Raw genomic sequence first — 22,804 nt, 5'->3', positions numbered from 1 at the left:
ATCACGCCACCGCCTGTCCCGCTCCTCCTGTTAGGTTGATAGAGGGGGTGTGGTGATAGCCGTAGCCATCACCGCGCTGGATCACGGTGCAGTAGTTGTGCGAAACCCCTTGCACCGCACCGTGTTCTGTTTGGATATTGAAGCTGCCGGTTTTACGCACCGCGACACGCCCCGTATGCATTCCGGCTTTCTTGCCGGTGGGCACCAGCGCACGCACCATGTCGCCGGTCTGAAAGCCTCTTACTTGCTTCTGTCGCATCAAAAAGCCGCGTGGGAAGCCGTACTTGTTCAGGCGCGTGCGTTGATAGCTGCCACGCCCCATCGCCTTGATGGTTAAGGTAGGCACCTGCCAAGCGTGAAGCGTGTCAAATGCACCGACACAGGCAGCATCCAGGCCGTGGGTTTTAGGGATGCCCAGTCGCTGGCGGTTGTATTTGGTGCGGCCGCCGCTGCTGACGGCGACCGGCAAATCAGTGGTCTTGAGCGCGGAGAACAGCGCCCAACGGGTCGCGTTGACGGCGCTGGCATCTCTTAATGACTGCTTGAGCTGGCGCTGTACCCGCTCTAGTCGAATGGCAGCGGTGTGGCCATTGGCTTTCAAGCGGCGATGCAGTCCCTTGTCGTGGGCAAAGAAGTCAGCCAATGCCTGGCTGTTCTTGGCCTGATTACAGGGGTGGCAGCTCAGCGTTAAGTTGCTGACACGATTCGAACCGCTGCGTGAACGCGGCACCACATGCTCGACTTCAAGTGGTGTGTCTGTGTCGCCACAATACGCACATTCGCGCCCCCACTTTTCCAGTAAATATTCGCGCACCTCGTAGCCCAACAGCGTGCCTTGCTGATACTCGACGCCGCTAATCTCTGGGTTTTCCAACTGTTGCGTGTCAAAGCGCACTAACTCTTGGCAGATGCCGGTGATCGGTGCCAAGCGACTGAGCCGATTTACCCAGGCCATCACGGTGTCAACGCGATGCTGCAGCGACGGTGCCAGCCAACCTTTGGGCTTGGTGCGATTGTTAAAGCGCGGGGCGCGGTAGCGCAGATTCTTCGACCGGCGACGACGCCGAAAGGCAGCGCGCTGCTCCAGCGATTTCTTTATCTGGTACCCACGATGCACCAGCCCAAACAGGCACAGCACATGACGCTGTTCAGTGTCGGTTTCGCGCATCAGCGCCAACCCAGTGGTCTTGCTGCCAGGGTCAATGCCCAGGCGTAGCGGCTGCATGTCTCCGCCCACCCGATCTTTCAGTCGAATGGTAAACGGGTAACGCTTATGCACCACGGCACGACCGCGCCCTAGCAGCAAGCGGGCGCGCTTTTCGCTGCACGGCATCAACGGTTGCTTCTGTTTGTCTATTACGAAAACCGCCATGCGATTTTCTCCTGTGTAAATACCCTTACGGGTCTTGTGTCGCGAGGCGTGCGCCCCGTCTCCCCTCGGGAATGTCGATAACCGGCTCCTGCTGACGATAGCGCTGCCAACAGCGATCAAGACCTTCGGCGTTTTACCTTGCGCCCGCATGATCCTGACCTTTCAGAGCGGCAAGCTGAGGAAGCACTTGCCGGTGAGTTTTGGCGACCTGTTATCAACGTAGCGGGTTGGCTACCGCTCTCCCTGGTCAACCCAGCGTGTTGTCACAAGCTCCCGCCTTCAGGCGGGGGTAGTTGACTCAAGTTTTGAACCTCTTGGCCGATTTAGCTATTTAGATCTAATCATGTATTTTGAACCCAGTACTGTGAACCTAGCACTTAGAACTAGGCACTTAGCGCTAGGTACGTCGAATTAGGCATGGCAAACTAAGCATAGCGAACAGTCTATCAAAAGCCGTTTTGTAGCAAAAAGGAAACCGCAGGTGCGCACCCGTCCCCTATTATGTCATTTACCTTATTTCACACGTCCTGTTAGCGTGGGGCTGGCAAGCCTAATGCTCAGCGGCTGCTTCTATGCCAATACATCACAAGCGCCAGTTGCTACGACTTACCCCTATACCGAGCAGCAACGCATGCAGGCTGCCCATCACTGGGATGTGCTCGCACGTCACGAAGCTACCAGCATTTTGCAACGTGAGCGCGTTCGCAATCGCGACTTATATATCACAGAAGCCGACACGGGTGACTTACACGCCTACAGCGGCGGTGAATTTGGGCGTGGCTTTCGCACGCTGCTTACCAGTGAGCTGGTTTCACGCGGCGCCAACCTCACTACCGTGCCCACTGCCAACAGCGCCAATATCTCCATTGATGTCGAAGTGGTCGAACATCGGGATCGCGATTTTGTACGCCCGCCGGTAGGCGCTTTCACTGCGCTAACCGCTGGCATCGCCGTGGCCACCATTCCCTTTAATCAGTGGAGCGAGCCAGCGCTGGCGTTAATCCCTGCAGGTATGCTTGCCGATACCACCAGCGGCAGTTGGACCTATACCGGTAACGAAGAGATCATTGTGACGACCCAGATTATCGATGGCGAACGAATTCTCTACTCGTCGTCCAACATTTACTACATTAATGCAGGCGATCGTCGTCAATATGCCCCACATCGTGTGCCCCAGGCGCCTACCACACCCTCCGTTCCTCTTACTGATACGTGGTAATTTCATGCTGAACACACTCTTCACTACACGGCGCGCGCACTCTATCACCCGTATTGCGGTCATGAGCATGGCACTACTATTGCTGGCTGGCTGCGGTACGCTGGGTAATGCTAACAATCCCCCTGCGGAACCGGAACCCGACCTTTCTGAATTGGTGCATACCGCTGCCGAACAGATGATCGCCAGCAACCCGGAACTGACGCGCTACAGCCCCATGATTGCCGCTACCTTTGTCAGCATCGACAACTTGAGCCAATCCTCCACGCTTGGGCGGATTAGTTCTGAAATCATGGCATCAGCGCTCTCGCGCCAGGGCATGGAAGTCCGCGAAGTCAAAATGCGCGACAGCATGTTTATTGAAGAGAGCGTGGGAGAGTTGATTCTTTCCCGGCAAGTACAGCGCCTAAGCGCCCAGCACAACGCCCGCTCCATACTGATGGGCACCTACGCGCAAGGCCAGGACTATGTCTACGTCAGTGCGCGTGTGGTGAGAGCAGGCGACGCCATGGTACTCGGCAGCGCCGATTTCCGCCTGCCGTTAAACAACAACACCCGCAGTTTGTTAGAGGGCCAGGGGGGCTGGTGAGGACTTAGACGCCTAACCATGCTGCTATTTTGAGGGCGGCCTTCCGCTTTACCAGACACACCTCGCCCGACAAGTCGAGCTCTTACAAGGGCTGGGTGCAGCACCAGGTGCTGTAGATTCCAGCACCAATACATCTTCTCTAGAGGGCGATCTAGGCGCAAGGCAGATGTTTGAGGTCTCTAATAATCTCAAATGGCGACATAAGCTCAGCTCACCACAGGTACCGAGCCGCGCCGCGAGACCGGCCCGGGAAATACGTAGCCCACCCCCCGAACTGACTGGATCGGAAGCTTGAACGCCGAGGTCGAAAACTTCCTTCGCAGCCGGGAAACCAGTACATCCAGGCTGCGGTCATCGGGTCCACTCGGTGGCTTCTTCAAGGCGACAAAGAGGTGATCGCGGGACACAGGCTTGCCAGGCACCTCCGTCAGCAGGGAGAGAACGCCATACTCTGCCGCGGAAAGCCGGGCGCGCTCGCCGTCGGGTGAGATAAGTGCCCAGGCCTCGGCATCAAATACCCACTCCTCCGCCATTGGGTCGTTGGGCGTTTCGGCGCCCGCCTCGGCCGTTGCGTCATTTCCAATCCGCCGCCACAGGCTAAGCACCACGGCTTCCAGCTCTCGCATGCTCACCGGTTTGCAAAGATAGCTGTCGGCGCCACGGTCGAGGCCTTCGATGCGTTCTTCAAGCCCCCCACGAGCCGTCACCATAATGACCCCAGCTTTGCTTTCCTCGCGCAGGCGTTTAAGCGCGTCCAAGCCGCTTTCACCGGGCAGGCCCACATCAAGCAAGATGATGTTCGGTGCAAACTCCGAAAGTATGGGCTGCAACGCCTCGATCGAGCCAACCTCATACACCGTCATCCCCCGTTTGCGCAGGTAGCGGGCCACCGGCTGGCGAAAGTCCGGTTCGTCATCCACAAGCGCGATGCGTATTGAGGACATGGGAATCTCCATTTAAGCCTCAAGCACTGGTAACGAGACACAAAACATCGTGCCATGGGTTTGGTCCAATTTAACGCTCCCTTCGTGCAGCGCAACGATGCGCTGCACCAGATGCAGTCCCAGGCCGGCGCCCGGTTTATGCTGAGTGCGGCGTGCGCGATAGAACTTCTCGAACAGGCGCGACACATCAGCAGGGTCAATCCCTGGCCCGTCGTCACGTACGGCTATCTCCACGGTCCTGCCCTCTTGGCGGCACGAAAGCGTGACGCCCTCGGGCGTGGCTGTGTATTTACAGGCGTTATCCAGCAGAGCGGAAAAGGCGATGGGCAGCAAATAGGGGTCGGCATCTACTCGGAGCGGTTCTTCTGCCCCATGTAGAACCACGTTGTACTCCTTGGCCAGTTCGGCCAGCACGGCACCGACATCCAGCTCGCCTGAACGGCGGCTCTGTGAAACGCTTTCCAGCCAATCGTCCGCCAGGCACCCCTCAACCAAGTTTCCTAACCGCCGCGAGGCCCTGTGGATGCGATCCAGTTCCTCGGCTGATTCTTGATCATCTACTGGCAAGTTACAGGCAATGAGATCCGCCGACGCCGCCATGATACCCAGCGGCGTGCGGAATTCATGCGAGACCATAGTCAAGAAGTTGCGGTGAGCTCCCCAGCAAAATACGCTTAACCATTTGTTTTATCTTTATTTATTGCCATTGTGATATTTCCGAACCAACGGGAAACCTCGTTTTCTAAAGGAAACCGCTTAAAAAAGGCTTAAATATTACCTTTACGATGAACCGATCTATATCCCAGGCTCGGTAGCATGGCCACGCCTGCATCTTTGATGACGCCGAGGATTGGCGCTTTGATTTTGATGGATAAATTTTACGCAGTGCTGCTGATAGCTGATCTGGGGCTTGCCTTTGGCGATGAGGTGACGTTGGCGCAGTGATTTGGCGCTAGGAGCGCCCCATACCACTACATGCGGCGTTTTGAGTGCCTTCATAAACGCAACTTTTAACCGCTGTAGATTGCCGGGTAGATGGATGCAAAAGTTCAGTGTCGGTCTTTGAAGTCTTGAGCCAGACGGGCGAGATAGGGGATCGTGCGGTTGTCGCTTGCTTGCTGATGAGCGTTTGGATAGAGAATGGCAAGCAAACAGTAATGGTCTTCTTCCAGTTCGCCTTGCACGTAAACCAAGGCTGCGTCTTGATCCGGTGCGTTCAGCGGACATTTCCGGTCAGCCTGGGGACGCTTTTTAGGAAAGATCGTCGGCGGGACGGCAATGTGGATATGCATCAACCCCGCGCGAAAAGCGCCATAAGGTTGCGTATAGGGCGCATCATTACCGAAGCAATCAGGTACGACTTCCCTACCGGAAGCTATATAGTCAGTGAAACTCTCCAGCAGTTCCTGCTTGAACCCAGGAAAGGTGGTGTCAATACTGTCGAAGTAGTGTTCCGTCTCTGGATGAAACGCCACCTCAATCACCGGACTGCCTCGCTTTCTCACCCAGCTTTTCTGTCATGAGCGTGGCAGCGGCGGCATAGGCTGCCGGAGAAACCGTTGTATCATATGTCTTAGCGATCACTTGCCGCTGTTTGGAAACTTGGGCTGCCAGTGTCATGCGACTACGGGTCTTGGCAATAGAACGGCGAAAACCGCATTGCTCCAACGATACTATGATATCGCTGGGTGTCTCAGAATGATTCATCAAGCGCTTAACTTCGCGTTCGATAGTGCGTAAACGTTCGGCAAGCCCTTCCAGTGAGCGGTAATCCAGCGGGGCATCACCGCTCTCTTCGACCGTCAGAATGTATTGATCAGCATCTTCCACTAGCTGATCGAAGGACACCTGAGCGTTACGAACAAGACGCTGGAAGGTGTCGTCCCCAGGTTTGGTATTTCCCCGGGTATCCGCAATGCGCTGAATAAGCCGACCGGCATTGTTGGCCAGGTCAAAGGCAACATCCAGCAGGTGCTGGACAAGGAGATTGTGGGTAGCCGTTATCATGATCTTTACCTCCCACCGTGAATAGCGTGGCTGTTGATAAATGTATCATACCCGTGTAGACGGCTTGTGTCCGCCATGTCAAAGCCCTTTTATGACCGTCTTCCTCAATAGCCAAGATCCTTGTGGCCTGCAGCCGATGATAAAGGCTCCGTGTTAAACGTTGGAGAGCTTTTTGCCCTTATCAATGAAGCACACATCTTTGAACCAACGATGCCCCGGTGCTCACCACCTCCCCTACCTTGAGCGTGGCCGAGAACGCAACAGCGGTCACCACACTGGCGTCCACGGATGCCGACGGCGACACGCTGATCTACCGTCTGACCGGCGGCACCGACCAGGCACTGTTCGCGTTGGACGCCAACAGCGGGGTGCTGACCTTCACCAGCGCCCCGAACTTCGAAACCCCCGCGGATGCCGATGACGATAACGTCTACCATGTTGATGTGACCGCCGACGACGGCCAGGGTGGCACCACCGCGCAAACGCTGGCGGTCACTGTAACGAATGTGAACGAGTCCTCGCCTAACCCAGACCCTATCCAGGTAGAACCGACCACCCCCGACGAGCCCCAACCGAGTACCCCCTCCGGCCAGCCAACGGTGAGCGAGACGATTACCAATACCAGCAGCCGCAGCGGTACGGCCAAGCTGGTAGAAAACAGTGGCAACGCCAACGAAGTGACCGCGACGCTGCCCGGTGGCGTTAGCCTAGTAAACCAGGGGGCTCGCACAGCGATTGACCCACAGCTAGCGTTGGCCGATTTAATCAACAGCATTGATGCACAGCAACCGGCTAACTTGAGCGCGCAAACCGGTGTGGCCGGGCAGTGGCTCGCTAACCGCCCGGAAGGCACACTGCTGGATATCCGCACGTTGGTCATCAGTGACAACAACGGCAACTCAACCAGTACGCCCATTCAGATTACCGGTATCGGCGACGACGATGGCGCAGGCAATAGCCATCAGGAAGCATTTGTGATCGACGTGCACTCACTTTCCCAAGGCAACCAGCTCCAGCTCGATAATATCGATTTTGCCAGTATTGTCGGCGCTACGACTATCCGCGGTGGTGCCGGTGACAACGTGGTGATTGGTGATGATGCCAGTCAATACATTGTGTTGGGGGCTGGCGATGACGAGCTGCACGGCGGCGGTGGCAACGACACCATTGGCTCTGAGGGCGGCGACGACCGGTTGTTCGGCGATAGCGGCGACGATGAACTGTTCGGTGGCGCTGGTGCCGACCTGCTGCACGGCGGCAGCGACACCGACACGGTCAGTTATGAGGGCAACCGGGATGACTATGTGGTCACTCAGGAGCACAGCGTGATCACCGTGCAGTCCAAGACAGAACCTGAGGATATCGACACCTTAATTAATATCGAGACACTCACCTTTGCCGACGACGAGTTGGCCTTGAGCTACGATGAAGACTTGGCCTGGATTACCGGGCTTTATGCCCAGGTGCTGGGTCGCCAGGCAGATGTAGAAGGCGTGCAGTACTGGGCACAGCAGAGTGCCAACGGGGTGAGCCGTGCAGATATGGCACTTTCGATCCTGAACTCGGAGGAATCGGGCCGGTTAGTGCAAGAGGACGACGACTATCTAGACTTGCTTTATACAAGCCTGTTGGGGCGCGAAGCAGATGAGAGCGGTAAGGCGTACTGGAGTGAACAAATGGCTGAAGCCACATTAAGTGAGATAGTGGACGGCTTTATGTTCTCAGATGAGATGCGCAGCCACGACCTTGATTCTGTGCAGTGGGACTTCCTTGCCTGAGGTAGTGCCTGATACGAGTAATTAACGACAAGAGCGCCATGTCTGAGAGGTATGGCGCTCTTGTACAAATTTTCAAAAAAGCAGCCAAGCAGCTGCCTTCTCAATAAAGACGCTATCAAAAGTGCTTGCTTAAAGCATGTAACTTAGACCGCGGCAAGCTTGCCAACTACATCTCTGAAACTCAATTTTCAAGCGGAGTTTTCATTCTGCAATGCAACAATAGTCGAGTTCACAATAATACACATTTAGTGCGTTCGAGTACTTGAATTGCAGCTTTATAATAACGCTTAATACGATATAATAAGTTAATCCAACTTTAATAAAGATATACCTTCACTCATAGCATGAAGTAAACACTAATAAAAAAGTGAGCGCTGCTTAGCAAAACAGCACTCAATTTCCAAGGATAATCACTATGCCTCTAAGTGCCTATTCAAAATTAATCGCGTGATCAGTTCCGTAACCACCGAGTAAGCGGTGTACCTCTTCATGTAGACGTTCAAACGAGAGATAGGCACTCAAGGGCAGCCAGGTGTACTTCATCTGCCGCCACAGAATCTCTATCAGATTCAGCTCTGGTGAGTAGGCAGACAGATAGATCAGATGCACACGTTGCGACATCCACTCCACCCTCTTGCGCCTAAAGGCCTTGGAGCGATGCATGCTGGCATTGTCGAGCACCACAACGGCGAAGGTGTCTGGATCCTTCTGGATCACAAACTGGTCAAACGCTTCTATGACCGTTTCCGTGGTCACTGTCTCGGTTGTCGTGTGATAGACCAGTTTTCCGGCTCGGCTTAGGAAGCCCAGCACGTTTAGCCTTCGGCTGCGGGAGTAGGCAGTGACTTCCCAGGGCTTGCCGATAGGGCTCCACGCATACGGCACCGACGACGCTTGTGAAAAACCTGATTCATCAAAGTAATAGAGCTCGTGCTCGCCTTGGTCCTCTCGCTCGTGAAGCGCTTTCATCAAGCCTTGCGTTTTGCGAAAGTCCGTTTCGTCACGCTGGGTCTTGAGTGAATGCCGAATGCGCTTGAAGCTATGGCCATTTTTTTTTCAACGCCCGGCGCAGTGTCACCGTGGCGACAGACTTGCCAGTCTCTTCTTGAAAGCGAGCCTGTAAGGCGCGAATCTGATGGGGATGCTCGGCTACCAACGCTTGCAGTCGCTTGTGATCGTGTTCATCGAGGGCGGGTGTTCGTCCACTACGCGGTTTGTCGGTGAGACCATCAAAACCGGACACTTCCCATTGCTTGAACCATCGTGATACGGCATCGCGGCGAACCTGAAGTATCTCACTGATTTGGGTAATAGTATGGCCTTGGTCACTCAGTAGAATGGCATGCGCCCGACGACGGAGAGCGCGCTTCTCGCCATGGTGATAGGCGGAGGTCAGCGTCTGTTGTTCAGGTTCAGTGAGAGGGGCAACGAAGCGTTTTTCCATGGTTCTGTCCGTGACAGAAATCCTGGCATGGATATTACACGAAAACTTTAGATCAGGTACTTAACATCTTTACAAAAAAAGGCGCTGGCCAATGAACTAGTCGATGTAATGGAACGCTTCCAAGATGGTATAGCCCCATCCCCCGAGCATTATGAAGCAAAGATTAGTCAGCCAACGCCCAGCCACCTGATCATCAAGCTTCAGCCTGCTAACGTTTCAGAACCGACACTTAATGATTAAGCGGCCCACATATCCGCATTAGCCGCTGCCGTATCGACTCCCGTTACTTCCACAGTGTCAGGCATAGGATCACGAATAGTGCCAGAGCCCCCTTCTGCACTATTCATGGCTAGCATAGCACCATCATCCTCGGCCATCCCTTCCAGATAAATATCCTCATATGCGATACGCTCGCCGCGCTCAGGAATCATGGTGGCCAAAGCTGGATCAATCATTTCAAGCTCATCATTTCCCATGGCGGTAATTACACCCAACATGCTAAGCAAACTTTCTAATATCAACGAGCTTGATAGCGCACTGTAATCAACATCAAGCTCGCCGCTGGCAGCTATTTCCATCTCTTCCAATCCGCGCTGCTCAATCAATAAGGCAGGCACGCCATCAATACCCAATCCATTGCGTGCTATTTGCGGTGTTTCGCTACCGGGATATAACGATAAGGATCCAAAATCAAAACCTTCTATGCCCTGAGAAACTGCCATGGCCGCCTGCTGAGCAGCCGCGGTTATCTCAGTGTCCACCAGCTCATTAGTAGGCCACAAGACAGAAATAGTCTCTAACTCACCCTCTGCGTTGAGGTAGTTATTTTGATTATGGTAATCCAGAATCAGTTCGGGCTGAAACGCAGCTAACACCTCGCGAACGGCCAAAGCTTCAGGAATAAGCGCTGGGTCAATCGCTTCGCTTGAATCCCAGGTGCGGTTTAAATCCATATCCGCTGAGTTTCTTCTTGGGTCAATGGTGTCATCAAGTACGGCATCACCATAGGTTAGCTGTTCCCAACGCTCAAACCCATCGGGGTTAACGCGGGGCATCACTGTCACCGTCATTTCACTGCGCAGTGCCTGGGCGGCTTCACTATCACCACTCAACCACTCCAGTAACAGCATGGCGGCTTCAGTACCGGTAGGTTCATCGCCATGTTGCTGAGTGACGATCATTAGCTTACGTTCGCCTTCCCCAACCGTCGCGCTATAAAGCGGGCGCCCCTCTAAGGACTCCCCCACTTGATCAAGCGCCATCGTATCGTAGGTTGCGTCTAACGCCGCTAGATCGCTATACAACTGCTCATTGCTACGCAACCCTTGCTGAATAAGGGGTTGGTCAGCGTCATACTCGGTATTAGAAACATTCTCGGTATAGAAGCGGGCAATAGATGTCGTCGCGTCTAACGCTTCTTTATCGGTTGCGGATGCAGATAGGATAATGCGTTGAATTACCTCTTGAGCAGAAACACCCTGTGAAAGTAAAGAAGACCAATACTCAGCGCCGCCACTATCAGCGTCTCGGCCAAAAAAATCTTGGTAGATATCGTCAATCCAAACATCATTTTCGCTTTGAGGTAGCTCGTTTTGTCGCTCGGCAAACTCATCGGATTGCAGCATAGCGCCTAATGCATCAGTGAGCTCAATCGCACCGCTATCTATTTGAGAAGACCAATAATTAAATCCATCCGGATCAGCTGCTCTCCCGAATACTCCTAGATAAAATGCCTGCAATGTTTGCTGCGTAGAAAGTGATGACATGGTGATGCCTCCTGGCATTTACCAAGTAACGTTCCCTGTTCTCATCGGTGAAGCGCTCAAAACGATGTATTACAGTGAATCGCATTAGCGACTCATAACACCTTTGTTGTTATCGCGCAGATGACTGAACATGGCAGCCATCTATTTCACACCCCACTACTAACCAATAGGTATAAGCGTTGCGTTTGTCAATATTAGTCTAGTCTTGAGGAAGTGATCTTACCCTGCATGAGTGAGCCTACCCGCCGCCATGAATCAATCCCTCCTTCCGTGTCTGCCGAGCGGCTTAACAAACCCATATACCGTAACGTCAAAAAAGCAAACACCGTCTTATAGGCACCATAACGCAACCCGTCATTTCACCAGACAAAGCGCGTAATTCTTGATGGTGCCTGTTTTGCTGCATTCGAGCTGTTCATCAGCATCCGTTAACGTGATCACCACATCGCCAGCATCCGCCTCCGCATACCCTGAACGCCGCTCAACCTCTTCCGGGTTCAAGCGTGCCCCATGCGCCACAGCAAAGAACCAAGCGCCTTGTTCAACCAACGCCAAATCGATCATTCGCTGCTGCTCAAGATCAAAATAGCCAACCGCCCTGAATACTCGACCCGACCAAGCGCCCTCTTCTGCTACTGAGGTTACGGTTGCTCTTTGTGATTGCGCATCCGCCAACCAATCTCCCGGTGGGCTTTTTTTCCCAGCCACCCATACATCTGCCATTTGTAATGCTATTACCACCACTGCCACGCCGTATATGACGTAGCGGGGAGCCCCCCGACTGAGCCTACTCCAAGCCAGGCAAGCAAGAATAATCAAACAATAAGCAAGAGGCGTGGCGAACCGGCCAGTGACACGAAAACGGTGATAAAGCGGCTCAAATACAGACGGTATATCTAATGAGACCAATACATAACCCGCCACACGAAGATCAAATGTCATGCTGTAAATAGCTAAAGCTATCGACGCCAGTAGCAAGACCCCCAAGCGCTTTGTTGCTGTCCCATGCTGCCAGAATTTACTCATCTCACTCAGTGGTAATGATGGTGCTAAACGCCCCTTCAATAGCTGAACCAAAGCCACTACTAAGCTTATGGCCAGCAGCAACCACATCCCAGTTCCCAAATAGAGAATGGCATCGCTTTGGGTTGGCGTTTTAATCGTATAAAGATTGGGCAGTAGCGCCCAGCCAAGTGATTCAGCAAAAGCGAGGACATCCAACGAGTAAGCCTTCGCCCCTTCTGTAATGGCATGTTCACCATGGAAAACACCCACTACATAGAGTAAAAATAACGCAACGCCTAGCGCTAAAATCGTCGCTTTCCAACGCTTCTCAGATAGTAATAAAGCACCTACTAACGTTAACGCCATAGCAGCAAGATAGGCATGGCTCCAAACGGCAAAGGTCAACGCCAGAACAAACTCCCAACGACGGCGAAAGGAATTTCCCTCTTCACCCAGAGGCACACAGCACATTGCCCAAAGAACCACCCAATAGCTGCTAAGCGCTATATGCTGGCCACCAATCATGCGAACGGGCATCATCAAACTGAATAACAAACAGAGAGTAATCAACCAGCTAGTCCACGCCTGTTTCGAAAGCAGGCAAGCCAATCGTCGCGCCATTACCGCAAACATCACCACATTGATCAATGTAAGCCAGTGAAAGTTGATAAACACACCACTCACTTGCCGCACCAGCTTGGCAAACATCGCTAGCCAAGGGCCACCATCACTGAAAAATATATTAACCCCCCCGAAATGCGGGTTAGCACCTAACGGCCAGTGCCAACGATCCTTCACAAACAGTTCGAACGCTGCTGCAGCGTTGGCATAATCGGTGTCAATCACCAGCCCCCCCGCAAGAACAGCAAGGGGGTTGCCTGCAATCAGCGCAAACGCCACCACGCCTAATAGGCACGTTATTAGCAGGTCGAATGTTCTATTCAATGGCACAACATTTCTCACTCATTGCTGGATAGTGTCGCGACGGTGGCACCATCGCTGTTAAAACAAACCGCCTGTGAATAATCGCAAACTTTGTCGGCCAGCTCGCTATCAGTCATCACATACAATGTGGAAGGCAATAATTCACCACGGCTAACTTGCGCGACATATGAACGGTTAGCTATCTCTAATGCCTCCGAATTACTTCGCGCAAAGTAAGCCACATTAATGCTCACATCATTATGAGCAGCCAACCATAAGTAAGGTTTCAGACGCTCCATATTGCCACCCGGCAAGAAATAGATCGCATCGCTTTGATCTACCAAAGCAGCCAAGCGTGGATCTTCCAAAGTGGCATAAGGGAACGAGGAGCGCGTATCAGCCACGCGACTGCTCAAGCCATCACGTATAAAATCATTCAACGGTTTAAGATCAGACCACTGCACCCAAATCGCTATGATTAATACTACTATGCCCATTCGCGCACTCATGAAGCGCGCCGTTAACCACAGGGCAGCTAATAGCAACGCATAGAAAAGCGGCCACACTAAGCGTCCACTTGAGCGCAAATACTGCGTAATTAACTGAGTCCAATCGGGGTAAGGAATATCCCATACCAAGCGCCCAATTACCCATCGGTCGCCTAGCGCGAACACAAAAAGCATGACCAATGCTACAAATAGTGTCGCATGCTCGCGAGATACGCCACTCACTGCACTAACGGGCATGCGGCGCAGCGCTACTGTCACGGCCGATAAGCCCCAGGCCAGCATGCCCAGCCCGGCGTAGGCCTGCCCTTCATATTGCCCGGCAATAGGCGAAAGCCACCCAGGAAGTACCCTTGAACCGCTAAATAACTCCGTACCTGCCAAAAACCACGCTTCAGAGCGCGGATTAATAAATGTCATCCACTCCGCGGAGAAGTAACCAAATCCCGTTTCACGACCAACATCCAAACCGTACTGGAAATACCCCAACGCCAACATAACAAACAATACTAACGCTACGTTCATTACCGCCACGGTACACAGTCTGCCGAGCTGCGCCATCTGCCGGTGGGTAAATGCTCTTTGCGCCGAAGCTGTCCAGGCAGCCGCCCAAATAACGCCAACCATGAAAAAAAGATAAAAATGAATGGATACTGCTGCCAGTAGCAAGCCTAACCATGCCAACTCACGAGCCCAACCTGAGCGCGGTAATAACGCCATACCCAGAGCCGCCAGTACCAACCAGTGCGCGGTTAATGCCTCGTGCCCATGAGCACCAATGCCCCGCATGATAACGATTGGCGAAAGCACAATTAAGATCGCAAATAGAAACGAAAGTAATGGCTTGGCGCCCAGACGTTGAGCTACCCAAGCGCCTACCAATGCATTCAACATACTGTTGAAAAGCATCACCAAGCCCTGGTATTGAAACGGCATTGGCAACCATGCTGACACCAGCTTCAAAGGCAGTGCCAGCAGCGGGATAGCATCCATAAACACAATACTGGCATCGATCGTTGTGCCAAAACGTGGTAGTGCCCCCAGCGGCCAGCGCCACTCATCGTGACGAAATGCCTCCCAGCCTATGTAGTGCTGAAATGGATCTCCCTCTAGCAGCAACCAACGAACACTCGCAGGGTTGATGACACCCCAGCCATATAACCAAAAAGCGAATACCCCACCGCCCAGCGCCGCCGCCAACAAAGCCCCTGCTTGGCGTACGGCTAATGAAGGAGCCACCCAGCCATCGTCCGCTAAACGCATCGGTTACTCGTCCTCTACCTTGGACTGCACTACCCGACGCACGATATAGCGTGGTCGCTGTTTGCTTTCGGTATAAATCCTGCCGATGTACTCACCCAACACACCAATGCCGATTAGCTGTATCCCACCCAAAAAAAGTATGGTCGACATCAACGATGGATAGCCAGGTACAGGATTACCGGTGGTGAGTTTTTCAATAATCAGCAATGCTGCATAAACAAACGCAAACGTCGCCACCCCAAAGCCCAAATAGGTCCAAACACGCAAAGGTACCGTACTGAACGACGTGATTCCTTCCAACGCCAAGTTCCACAGCTTCCAACCGTTGAATTTAGTCTCACCGGCAACCCGCTCAGCACGGGTGTATGTGATGACCTCTGTATTGAAACCAACCCAAGAGAGCACCCCTTTCATAAATAGCTTTCGCTCAGGCAATGTTAAAATAGCATCGACTACATGACGCGCCATCAACCTAAAGTCGCCAACATTGGGCTCAATCTTGGGATCACTAATCCAGTTATGTAGCTGGTAAAACATTTCAGCTGAACGTCGCTTTAAATAGCTATCGCTACGGCGATCTGTGCGTTTTGCCAGCACCACCTCTGCTCCAGCTTTCCAGCGCTCCACCATCACGGGGATCACCTCAATGGGATCCTGCAGATCAACGTCAATCGGAATGACCGCATCTCCCGTTGCGTGCTCCAAACCGGCAAATAGCGCTGGCTCTTTGCCAAAATTTCGCGAAAAGTCTACCAGTACCACTAAAGGATCTTTTTCAGCCAACGCCTCGGCGATGCGCGCTGTAGCGTCGCGACTACCGTCGTTAACGAACACTATCTCCACGTCATAACCGGAAAGGGCCTGGCTTTCCCGCACAGCGTAATAAAACAGCGTAATTGCCGCCTCTTCGTTATAAACAGGCACGACGAGAGAGAGTTTCATTACGATCTCCGAAAAACAAACCATTGAGAAAACAGAAAGCCCACCACCAAACTTAGGCCAGAAAACACCGCCAGTGTCACTAGCGGGAAGAGCTGCAACTGGTCTGCAACAGCGCCCACTAGCACACTTAAACAGCCCATAAACAGCACGAACATGGCATAACGCCCAGGCGTCGCCCGCGCTTGAAATGTGACTTTTGCATTGGCAAAAAATGAAAAAGTCACTGCTACCAAAAAAGCCATCCCGTTGCTCGCCCATTGACTGAGCCCAAGCCCCTGTAATGCCAAGAAAAGCGCCCAATGAATAGCGGTGTTAACGACCCCGACGCTGAGATAACGTGTAAAGCGCGCCCGCATATCGAACCCACCTATTAGCAAAAGCGCGCAGTTTAGCATGCTTAAACGGCTTTTCGTCTCGACATCCACTCCAAAATTGGTAACAGCGTCTTGCCCATCTTCACTTACGTTCTGTTAGCAACCACTCCCCTACAACCACAATCAGAAACAAAAAAAACAATTATAACTAAGTTAATGTTGCTTTTATTTTGTAGTTCATTAAATTGAGAAAGCTAAAAAAATTAATTAGATCAACCTCCTTACCGTAGTGCTTATGCTTTCTCTTTGGAGAGAGTTGCCAGTGATTACGTACTCAATTAACGGAAATAATGTAAGGCAAAGGGAATCATGACGAGTTATTGTCAAATCTGGTGTATGACCATCAAGCGGCGTCTCTGTCAGGTTGATCATCCACCCGTTCTCCATCCCGAAACTGAACGTTGTTCACGACCAGCTTCAGTTGGTTAAACCCCTTGATCCGCTTCCAGCGTTTCTGGGCGGATTGGAGCAATTTGAACACCATCGATAACGTGGTGTCGCGGTTGCCACAGGACCGGCTTCGCTTGGTCCTCAGCCTGACTGTGGCGAAGGTAGATTCAATGGGATTCGTGGTCCTCAAGTGAATCCAGTGCGCTGCCGGGAAGTCGTAAAAGGCCAGTAGTTCATCCCGGTCCTTTTCAAGGTTTTCCATGGCCTTCGGGTACTTGTCCCGGAATCGCCTTAACGTGCTCTCGAAGGCTTTGTGAGCCCCATCACGGGTCTCCGCCAGATAGATCTCATGCAGGTCTGACTTTACCTTCGGCTGTACGGACTTGGGCAGCTTGTCCAGCACGTTGGCAGTTTTGTGAACCCAGCACCGCTGGTGCCGGGTATCCGGAAACACCTTGCTCAGCGCTTTCCAGAAGCCCAAAGCCCCGTCGCCTACGGCCAGCTTGGGCGCATGGTCCAGGCCACGTTCCCGCAAGCCGGTGAGCAGTTCTCTCCAGCTGGCTTCGGACTCGCGATGGCCGTCTTCCACCGCGACCAGCTCCTTGTGGCCATGCTCTGTGACCCCGATGATCACCAGCAGGCAAAGCCGATCATCCAGGCGAACATTGCTGTAGACACCGTCTGCCCACCAGTAGACGTAGCGCTTCTGGCCCAGATCACGGCGACGCCAATCCTCGTGCTCCTTCAGCCACCGTGCCTTGAGCCGTGACACCGTGTTGGCGGACAGGCCCTTGGCCTGCTCGCCGACCAAGGCACTCAGGGCCTCCTGGAAATCGCCAGAGGAGACACCGCGCAGGTAGAGCCAAGGGATGAGTTCATCCAGACTCTGGGCCCGCTTCAAATACGGTGGCAGGAGCTGACTGTTGAAGCGAATACCGGAACCACTGCGGTCCCTGACCTTGGGCACCTGAACGTCAACATCCCCAACGCCTGTCTGGATCGTTCGCTTGGGCAGGTGTCCGTTGCGGACCACCGCCTTGCGACCATCGGGTGTCAATACATCGGCATACTGATCCAGTAGCCCCTGAAGCTCAGACTCGACAGCCCGCGCAATCAGGTCACGGGCACCCTGTCGGATCAGATCGTGCAAGGGATCGTTCGTGGTCGCCTCTGGTTGTGAAAGAGCATGCAGGTTAGACTTGGACATGGCGTATCCATCCTCTGTTGGTTGTGATCTTGGCGGTGATCAACCAACAGGATACGCCATCCTTTCAGCCTGCTTCCATACACCAGAAATCACCATAACTCAATCATGACAGCAAAAGAAAATATCCAACTGCTATATCTTACTTACTTTAACCGCGCTGCAGACCAGTCAGGCCTCACCTACTGGCAGGAACGCTTAGGTTTTGTACGAAAAGTTGGCTCGCAAGCAACGGTCGATGCACGCCACGCATACCATCGCCTTAAAGCTACTTGCCAGCTTTTCATAGCGTGTGGCGATGCGGCGACATTCTTTAAGCCAGCCAAAGCAGCGTTCTATCGCATTCCGTTGACGATATTTGGGTTTATCGAACCGTCTGGGTAGACCAGGCCGGGCTCTTCGGTGCATGTTGCGCTGAGCAATCACGGGTTTCATGCCGTGCCTGTCGCAGTAATGACGCAGCTCATCGCTGTCATATCCTTTATCAGCCACCATATAGCGACTACGTTTGCGAGGGCGCCCGACGCTACCTGGTAGATGAACTCTCTCCAATGTCGGAATGAAGTGCCGAGAATCTGCCTCTTGACCAGGGGACAGCGTGAACGCCAGTGGCCAGCCATGGCGATCACAAACCAAATGAATTTTGGTGGTTAAACCGCCGCGACTGCGGCCCAGTGCATGGTCTAGCGGTTCTTTCGAGCCCCCTTTTTACCGCCTCCAGCGGCAGCGCGTGTGGCCCGCACGGAAGTGGCGTCGATCATCCACGTGTCCAAGTCCATAAGCCCATCTTCACGTAATTTGAGCTGCAAGCGAGAAAGTACCGCTTCAAAGGTGCCGTCATCACGCCACTTGCGGAACCGGTCATACACCGTCGACCAAGGACCATATCGCTCGGGTAAATCACGCCATTTGGCGCCAGAGCACAGCACCCAGAAGATACCATTGAGCATTTTTCGGTCATCCCGCCTGGGCCTGCCCATGGTTTGAGGGGGCGACACGATATCTTCAATCTGTGCCCAGCCGTCATCAGATATCTCGTAACGTCCGACCATTGCTTTCCCCTATGCTGCTTTTGCATGGGTAAAATTAGCAGATAAGGCTTTTCGTACAAAACCTAGAAGCTGGTGAAAGCATCGCCTCACTGCATCAGGCATTTGCTAATCCGGACGTGCCGGAAATCAGTGCGCTTTACACCGATGTCAATAGCGCAGAAAGCTATATCAGTACAGTTTATCGCAACTTGCTCAACCGTGACCCTGATGCGAATGGCCTCGACTATTGGAGTGAGCGGATACAAGCAACGCTAGACCAAGGAACCCCGCTAGAAAGCGCAGGGCTTGCCATGCTAGCAGCATTTATGAATGCCGCGGGTGGCAACACAGGGGTCGACGCAGACACGCTAGCGGCCAAGCTTGTCATCGCTGAAACGATCACCGAAATCACCAGCGAAACACCTGAAAAGATCGCTGAGCTTTCACAGCAATACCTCGCCACCCCTGAGCTACATAGTTTTAATGAAAATGAGCTTAGTAGTCTGACGTCGCAAATCAAAGCCTCAGCACAACAGGAAACAGAAGGCTCTACGGGTGGAAGCAGCGGCGGGACAGATCAGACACCGCCTGCAATGGTGGCCGCTGAGCTTTTGGGAAATGGTGAAAGTATCACTATCAGCTACTCAGAACTTCTTACCGGCTCACCGAACCCGAGTAGCTTTACCCTAGGCAGCTTAGCAAATGTGACCGCTGTTCAAATCAACGGTAACAGCCTTGAATTGACACTAGACCGTCCCGTTTCTTCTGATGCTGAAATCACCATAAGCTATGACGCTAACACCCAAGGTTCCTTAGCTGATACATCAGGTAATGCGGCACAGTCGCAATTGTTAGCAGATAACATTAGTAATAATTCAGTTATCGAGCAGACAAATATCATCAGCGGTACCGCCCAAGATGGCTATCTGCGTGACGCCACCGTATTCATGGATTTGGATTTTGATGGAGTAATGGACGACGACGAGCCTCAATCTCTTACCGACTATGAGGGCAACTTCACACTATTGGGTGGCAGCGGCGGCCCAATCATCGTTAAAGGCGGTACCGATATCAGTACCGGGCTGGCTAATACGGGTATTTTTAAAGCACCGCCTGGCGCTACTATCGTCAACCCACTCACAACGCTCATTGCTGAAATGGCGGGTAACGACCTGACCAGCGACGGCATTGCTGCCGCACAGGCCAAAGTAGTTAAAGCACTAGGCTTATCCGAAGGCGCTAACCTACTTTCCAGCGACCCCATTGCCACAGCGCTCTCCACCACTGCCAGCAGTGAAGAAAAACAGGCAGCACTTGGAATTCAAGCAGCATCGATACAAGTCGCTAACCTTATATCTGCCACCTCCAGTATTTTGTCAAAAAATGGAAATGACGGTGAGGCAACCGCTAAAAACGCAGCGATCACCATTGCCAACATCTTGAAAGACAGTGAAGAAAGTGTTGACCTCTCAAACAGTACAACGATTACTGCCATTATCGACACAACCGCAACCAGTAGCGATAAAATGCTTGGTGATGGGGAAAGCGCTTCAGCCGCAACCTCCTTATCTAACCTCAACGCACGCATTAAAACAGCCGTATCGGATGTTAGTAAAACGCCTGAAGACGCCTTAAACGAAGCAGTAAAAGCCCAGGTAGTAGCGCAAGGCGATCTATCAGCAAGTTTCAAAGAAGGCCAAACACTGACAGATGACGCTATTGAGCAAGCGGTTAGCAAAGCAACATCCAAAGAGCTGCTCCCTGATTTGAAGCAAGATGAAGCCCCCTTCATTATCAACACCAGTCCAGCCGATGACACCGCCAATGTATCTCCTCAGGCTAAGTTGTTATTCACATTTAATGAGCCGATTCTAGCTAATGCCGGAGGTACCATTAGCCTGCGCCCAGCAGAAGGAGATGCACTGATATTCGAAGTAACTGACAGTTACCATGTAACTGTTGTAGGCAACAAGGTATGGCTAAACCCACGGATGAACCTTGATGTTGAAACGGAATATTACGTGACCATCAGCGACGAGGCATTTGTAGATCAAGATGGTCAAGTATTTGCTGGCATCAGCGAGAATCAATCACGCACGTTCACCACCAGCGACAAAAGCACTATCGTTGGCACAGAAAGTTACGACTACCTAGTCGGGACATTAGGTAACGACACTATCCATGGCCTTGCTGGCGACGACAGCTTAGAAGGCGAGGCGGGTAACGACACCCTGCTAGGTGGCGAAGGTAATGATTACCTATACGATACCCAAGGCGTCAACACCTTAAACGGCGGGACGGGCAACGACGAGTTGTATGGCCATATTGGCGACACATTTATCGGGGGCCAAGGAAAAGACCTCTTCGCTCTTTGGCCATACAAGAATGATAACTACTCCAACCAAACCGATTTGCAACCTGCCATTTTTGAGGATTTCACTCCTGGCGAAGATACGTTAAATCTAAGCGATATTTTGCTTAACCTTCCGGGTTATACGGGCGGCAATCCGTTTGAATTAGGCCTCCTCAGCCTAACGACCGATGAAAATGGTGATGCGTTACTCAATGCCAAGTTTGGCTACATTGACAATGAGCAAATAACACCGCTCATCGTGTTTAAAGGGCTCACCCCCTCACAACTGAGTGCCAGCGACTTCAACCCGTCAGGCGTTGATCCTGAGGGTACGGAAGCCGAGGGGGAAACAATTACGGCCAGCGGTGAAATATTGGGAAGTGTTGGCAATGACACAATAACGATTACCGATGAAGATAACTGGAGTTATGTTCAAGCAGGGCCTGGCAACGATGTGGTTAATGGCAGCGCACTCAGTGACGATATTAACGGAGGTCTAGGCGATGATACTCTCAACGGCGGCGCTGGGGACGATTACCTTTATGACATCGATGGGCGCAATACGCTTGACGGTGGGGACGGAGACGACTCTCTGTCCATTGCGCAAGGCAACACTCTGACAGGCGGCAATGGGCAGGATACCTTCCATCTCAACTCATACTATTATTATACCGGTTCTGATGGCCCCCACCCAGACGATGTGGCCATCATCACCGACTTTGATGTGACTGAAGATTTCATTGAACTTGGGATGCTGGTGGATGACTACCCCGCGCTGGAAAACTACACGGGTGGCAACCCTTTTAGCGAAGCATTAGGGTTTATGCATCTTGTTAATGAAGCAGAGGGCAACGGAACTTGGCTGGAAGTTTCCCACGAAGGTGGCGGTAGTAACTATCAACCATTACTGTTTTTACAAGACGTAAAAGCAGAGCAACTTACCGACCAGAACTTCCTTCCGAGCGGGCTTGATCCAAGCGGCACTGAGGATATTGGCGTTATCATTACCGGTACAGAAGACAACGAAGAGCTAGCAGGCGGCGTAGGCAACGATACGTTGCAAGGGTTGGGCGGTGACGACTGGCTTTATGGCGGCGCAGGCAACGATCGCCTTGAAGGTGGCGCAGGTAACGACTGGCTGGAGGATGTCACTGGCACAAACCATTTAGATGGCGGTGCGGGTAACGACACATTAATTGGTAGCCGAGGTGATACCTTTAAGGGTGGCGAAGGCAGCGACACCTTCCAAATCGAGCTCTTCGACTGGCACGGGCAAATGGGTAACGGCCCCGCCATCATCGAAGATTTTGAGGCGGATCTTGATGTCCTCGACTTTTCGTTACTGGTTAATGAGAACCACAACGGTAACATCTACTCCACCCTCATCGACTACACAGGCGGCAACCCTTTCGATCCTGACTTAGGATACTTTGCGTTAGAACAAGTAGAGAATGATACCCAAATCAACGTCGACTTTGATGGTATTGGGGGTGAAAACTATGACATGACCCCCTTTATCACGCTTATTGGCGTCACGGTGAATGACCTAACTTCCACGAACTTTTTGCCCGAACTTGAACTCGTTGTCAGCGGCGGAACCGGGGGCTAACGCAAACTGCCAATACCTTTAGGGTAGAGTTGCGTACAACCCAAAGGTAGCCATAAAAAAAGCGAGGGATACCCAGGGTATCTCTCG

The 22,804-nt window shown here is 52.6% G+C and carries 18 protein-coding genes; 5 read left to right on the top strand and 13 right to left on the bottom strand.

Going from position 1 to position 22,804, the window contains the following annotated elements:
• Window position 1 precedes the first annotated feature (1 nt).
• Window positions 2–1,372: an RNA-guided endonuclease IscB gene (gene iscB / locus ACWI0H_RS07135; RefSeq protein WP_101145152.1), complete on the bottom strand. Its 1,371-nt coding sequence runs from the start codon at window positions 1,370–1,372 to the stop codon at window positions 2–4.
• 553 nt (window positions 1,373–1,925) lie between these two features.
• Between iscB and ACWI0H_RS07130 the strand changes: the two genes are divergently transcribed.
• Window positions 1,926–2,591, top strand: coding sequence for a hypothetical protein (locus ACWI0H_RS07130; protein ID WP_485876172.1), 666 nt, complete (start codon window positions 1,926–1,928; stop codon window positions 2,589–2,591).
• A 4-nt stretch (window positions 2,592–2,595) separates the two neighbouring features.
• The gene (locus ACWI0H_RS07125) at window positions 2,596–3,177 is read left to right on the top strand and encodes a FlgO family outer membrane protein (protein ID WP_485875786.1); all 582 of its coding nucleotides are present in this window, start codon (window positions 2,596–2,598) and stop codon (window positions 3,175–3,177) included.
• Between the two features lie 206 nt (window positions 3,178–3,383).
• Here the strand turns inward: ACWI0H_RS07125 and ACWI0H_RS07120 are convergent, their stop codons facing one another.
• The gene (locus tag ACWI0H_RS07120) at window positions 3,384–4,121 is read right to left on the bottom strand and encodes a response regulator transcription factor (protein ID WP_336269678.1); all 738 of its coding nucleotides are present in this window, start codon (window positions 4,119–4,121) and stop codon (window positions 3,384–3,386) included.
• Window positions 4,122–4,133: 12 nt separating this feature from the next.
• Complete coding sequence (locus tag ACWI0H_RS07115; RefSeq protein ID WP_336269677.1) at window positions 4,134–4,763, bottom strand: sensor histidine kinase; 630 nt, start codon at window positions 4,761–4,763, stop codon at window positions 4,134–4,136.
• Window positions 4,764–4,937: 174 nt separating this feature from the next.
• On the opposite strand from ACWI0H_RS07115, the gene ACWI0H_RS07110 reads away from it, so the two are divergent.
• Window positions 4,938–5,066: a hypothetical protein gene (locus tag ACWI0H_RS07110; RefSeq protein ID WP_336269676.1), complete on the top strand. Its 129-nt coding sequence runs from the start codon at window positions 4,938–4,940 to the stop codon at window positions 5,064–5,066.
• A gap of 104 nt (window positions 5,067–5,170) precedes the next feature.
• Here the strand turns inward: ACWI0H_RS07110 and ACWI0H_RS07105 are convergent, their stop codons facing one another.
• Both ACWI0H_RS07105 and ACWI0H_RS07100 read right to left on the bottom strand, forming a co-directional pair.
• The gene (locus ACWI0H_RS07105) at window positions 5,171–5,626 is read right to left on the bottom strand and encodes a type II toxin-antitoxin system YafO family toxin (RefSeq protein ID WP_336269674.1); all 456 of its coding nucleotides are present in this window, start codon (window positions 5,624–5,626) and stop codon (window positions 5,171–5,173) included.
• Window positions 5,598–6,128: a hypothetical protein gene (locus ACWI0H_RS07100; RefSeq protein WP_336269673.1), complete on the bottom strand. Its 531-nt coding sequence runs from the start codon at window positions 6,126–6,128 to the stop codon at window positions 5,598–5,600. Before ACWI0H_RS07100 ends, ACWI0H_RS07105 begins: the two co-directional genes overlap by 29 nt.
• 218 nt (window positions 6,129–6,346) lie before the next feature.
• On the opposite strand from ACWI0H_RS07100, the gene ACWI0H_RS07095 reads away from it, so the two are divergent.
• A complete protein-coding gene (locus ACWI0H_RS07095; protein ID WP_485875785.1) occupies window positions 6,347–7,906 on the top strand; it encodes a DUF4214 domain-containing protein in 1,560 nt (519 codons plus the stop codon).
• 429 nt (window positions 7,907–8,335) lie between these two features.
• On the opposite strand, the gene ACWI0H_RS07090 is transcribed toward ACWI0H_RS07095, so the two are convergent.
• The 8 genes from ACWI0H_RS07090 to ACWI0H_RS07055 form a co-directional block, all read right to left on the bottom strand.
• A protein-coding gene (locus ACWI0H_RS07090; protein ID WP_101146788.1) for an IS630 family transposase occupies window positions 8,336–9,350 on the bottom strand; the annotation gives its coding sequence in 2 pieces (ribosomal slippage) (window positions 8,336–8,962 and window positions 8,964–9,350; 1,014 coding nt in all).
• Between the two features lie 236 nt (window positions 9,351–9,586).
• Window positions 9,587–11,116 carry a DUF4214 domain-containing protein gene (locus ACWI0H_RS07085; RefSeq protein ID WP_336270694.1) on the bottom strand — a complete coding sequence of 510 codons (1,530 nt, stop codon included), beginning with the start codon at window positions 11,114–11,116 and terminating at the stop codon, window positions 9,587–9,589.
• A gap of 354 nt (window positions 11,117–11,470) precedes the next feature.
• Window positions 11,471–13,072, bottom strand: coding sequence for a DUF6311 domain-containing protein (locus tag ACWI0H_RS07080; protein ID WP_485875783.1), 1,602 nt, complete (start codon window positions 13,070–13,072; stop codon window positions 11,471–11,473).
• Between the two features lie 8 nt (window positions 13,073–13,080).
• Entirely contained in the window at window positions 13,081–14,814 is a 1,734-nt protein-coding gene (locus ACWI0H_RS07075; protein ID WP_336269463.1) for a DUF6311 domain-containing protein, read from the bottom strand.
• A gap of 3 nt (window positions 14,815–14,817) precedes the next feature.
• Window positions 14,818–15,756: a glycosyltransferase family 2 protein gene (locus ACWI0H_RS07070; RefSeq protein ID WP_336269464.1), complete on the bottom strand. Its 939-nt coding sequence runs from the start codon at window positions 15,754–15,756 to the stop codon at window positions 14,818–14,820.
• On the bottom strand, window positions 15,756–16,112 hold the full coding sequence (locus tag ACWI0H_RS07065; RefSeq protein ID WP_485875781.1) for a GtrA family protein: 357 nt from the start codon (window positions 16,110–16,112) through the stop codon (window positions 15,756–15,758). Before ACWI0H_RS07065 ends, ACWI0H_RS07070 begins: the two co-directional genes overlap by 1 nt.
• Window positions 16,113–16,473: 361 nt before the next feature.
• A complete protein-coding gene (locus ACWI0H_RS07060) occupies window positions 16,474–17,727 on the bottom strand; it encodes an IS256 family transposase (protein WP_485875779.1) in 1,254 nt (417 codons plus the stop codon).
• Window positions 17,728–17,922: 195 nt separating this feature from the next.
• A protein-coding gene (locus ACWI0H_RS07055) for an IS5 family transposase (RefSeq protein WP_485875549.1) occupies window positions 17,923–18,776 on the bottom strand; the annotation gives its coding sequence in 2 pieces (ribosomal slippage) (window positions 17,923–18,434 and window positions 18,434–18,776; 855 coding nt in all).
• A 116-nt stretch (window positions 18,777–18,892) separates the two neighbouring features.
• Between ACWI0H_RS07055 and ACWI0H_RS07050 the strand changes: the two genes are divergently transcribed.
• Window positions 18,893–22,717, top strand: a complete 3,825-nt coding sequence (locus ACWI0H_RS07050; RefSeq protein ID WP_485875777.1) for an Ig-like domain-containing protein — start codon at window positions 18,893–18,895, stop codon at window positions 22,715–22,717.
• Window positions 22,718–22,804: the final 87 nt, after the last annotated feature.

The organism is Halomonas sp. NYA30, from assembly GCF_976980765.1.
This window is presented reverse-complemented; position numbering and strand designations above follow the sequence as displayed.

Bases quoted from the DNA above. Each gene is read 5' to 3' on its own strand.
- iscB (WP_101145152.1), bottom strand. From the start codon at position 1,372: ATGGCGGTTTTCGTAATAGACAAACAGAAGCAACCGTTGATGCCGTGC.
- ACWI0H_RS07130 (WP_485876172.1), top strand. From the start codon at position 1,926: ATGCTCAGCGGCTGCTTCTATGCCAATACATCACAAGCGCCAGTTGCT.
- ACWI0H_RS07125 (WP_485875786.1), top strand. From the start codon at position 2,596: ATGCTGAACACACTCTTCACTACACGGCGCGCGCACTCTATCACCCGT.
- ACWI0H_RS07120 (WP_336269678.1), bottom strand. From the start codon at position 4,121: ATGTCCTCAATACGCATCGCGCTTGTGGATGACGAACCGGACTTTCGC.
- ACWI0H_RS07110 (WP_336269676.1), top strand. From the start codon at position 4,938: ATGGCCACGCCTGCATCTTTGATGACGCCGAGGATTGGCGCTTTGATT.
- ACWI0H_RS07100 (WP_336269673.1), bottom strand. From the start codon at position 6,128: ATGATAACGGCTACCCACAATCTCCTTGTCCAGCACCTGCTGGATGTT.
- ACWI0H_RS07085 (WP_336270694.1), bottom strand. From the start codon at position 11,116: ATGTCATCACTTTCTACGCAGCAAACATTGCAGGCATTTTATCTAGGA.
- ACWI0H_RS07075 (WP_336269463.1), bottom strand. From the start codon at position 14,814: ATGCGTTTAGCGGACGATGGCTGGGTGGCTCCTTCATTAGCCGTACGC.
- ACWI0H_RS07070 (WP_336269464.1), bottom strand. From the start codon at position 15,756: ATGAAACTCTCTCTCGTCGTGCCTGTTTATAACGAAGAGGCGGCAATT.
- ACWI0H_RS07065 (WP_485875781.1), bottom strand. From the start codon at position 16,112: ATGCGGGCGCGCTTTACACGTTATCTCAGCGTCGGGGTCGTTAACACC.
- ACWI0H_RS07060 (WP_485875779.1), bottom strand. From the start codon at position 17,727: ATGTCCAAGTCTAACCTGCATGCTCTTTCACAACCAGAGGCGACCACG.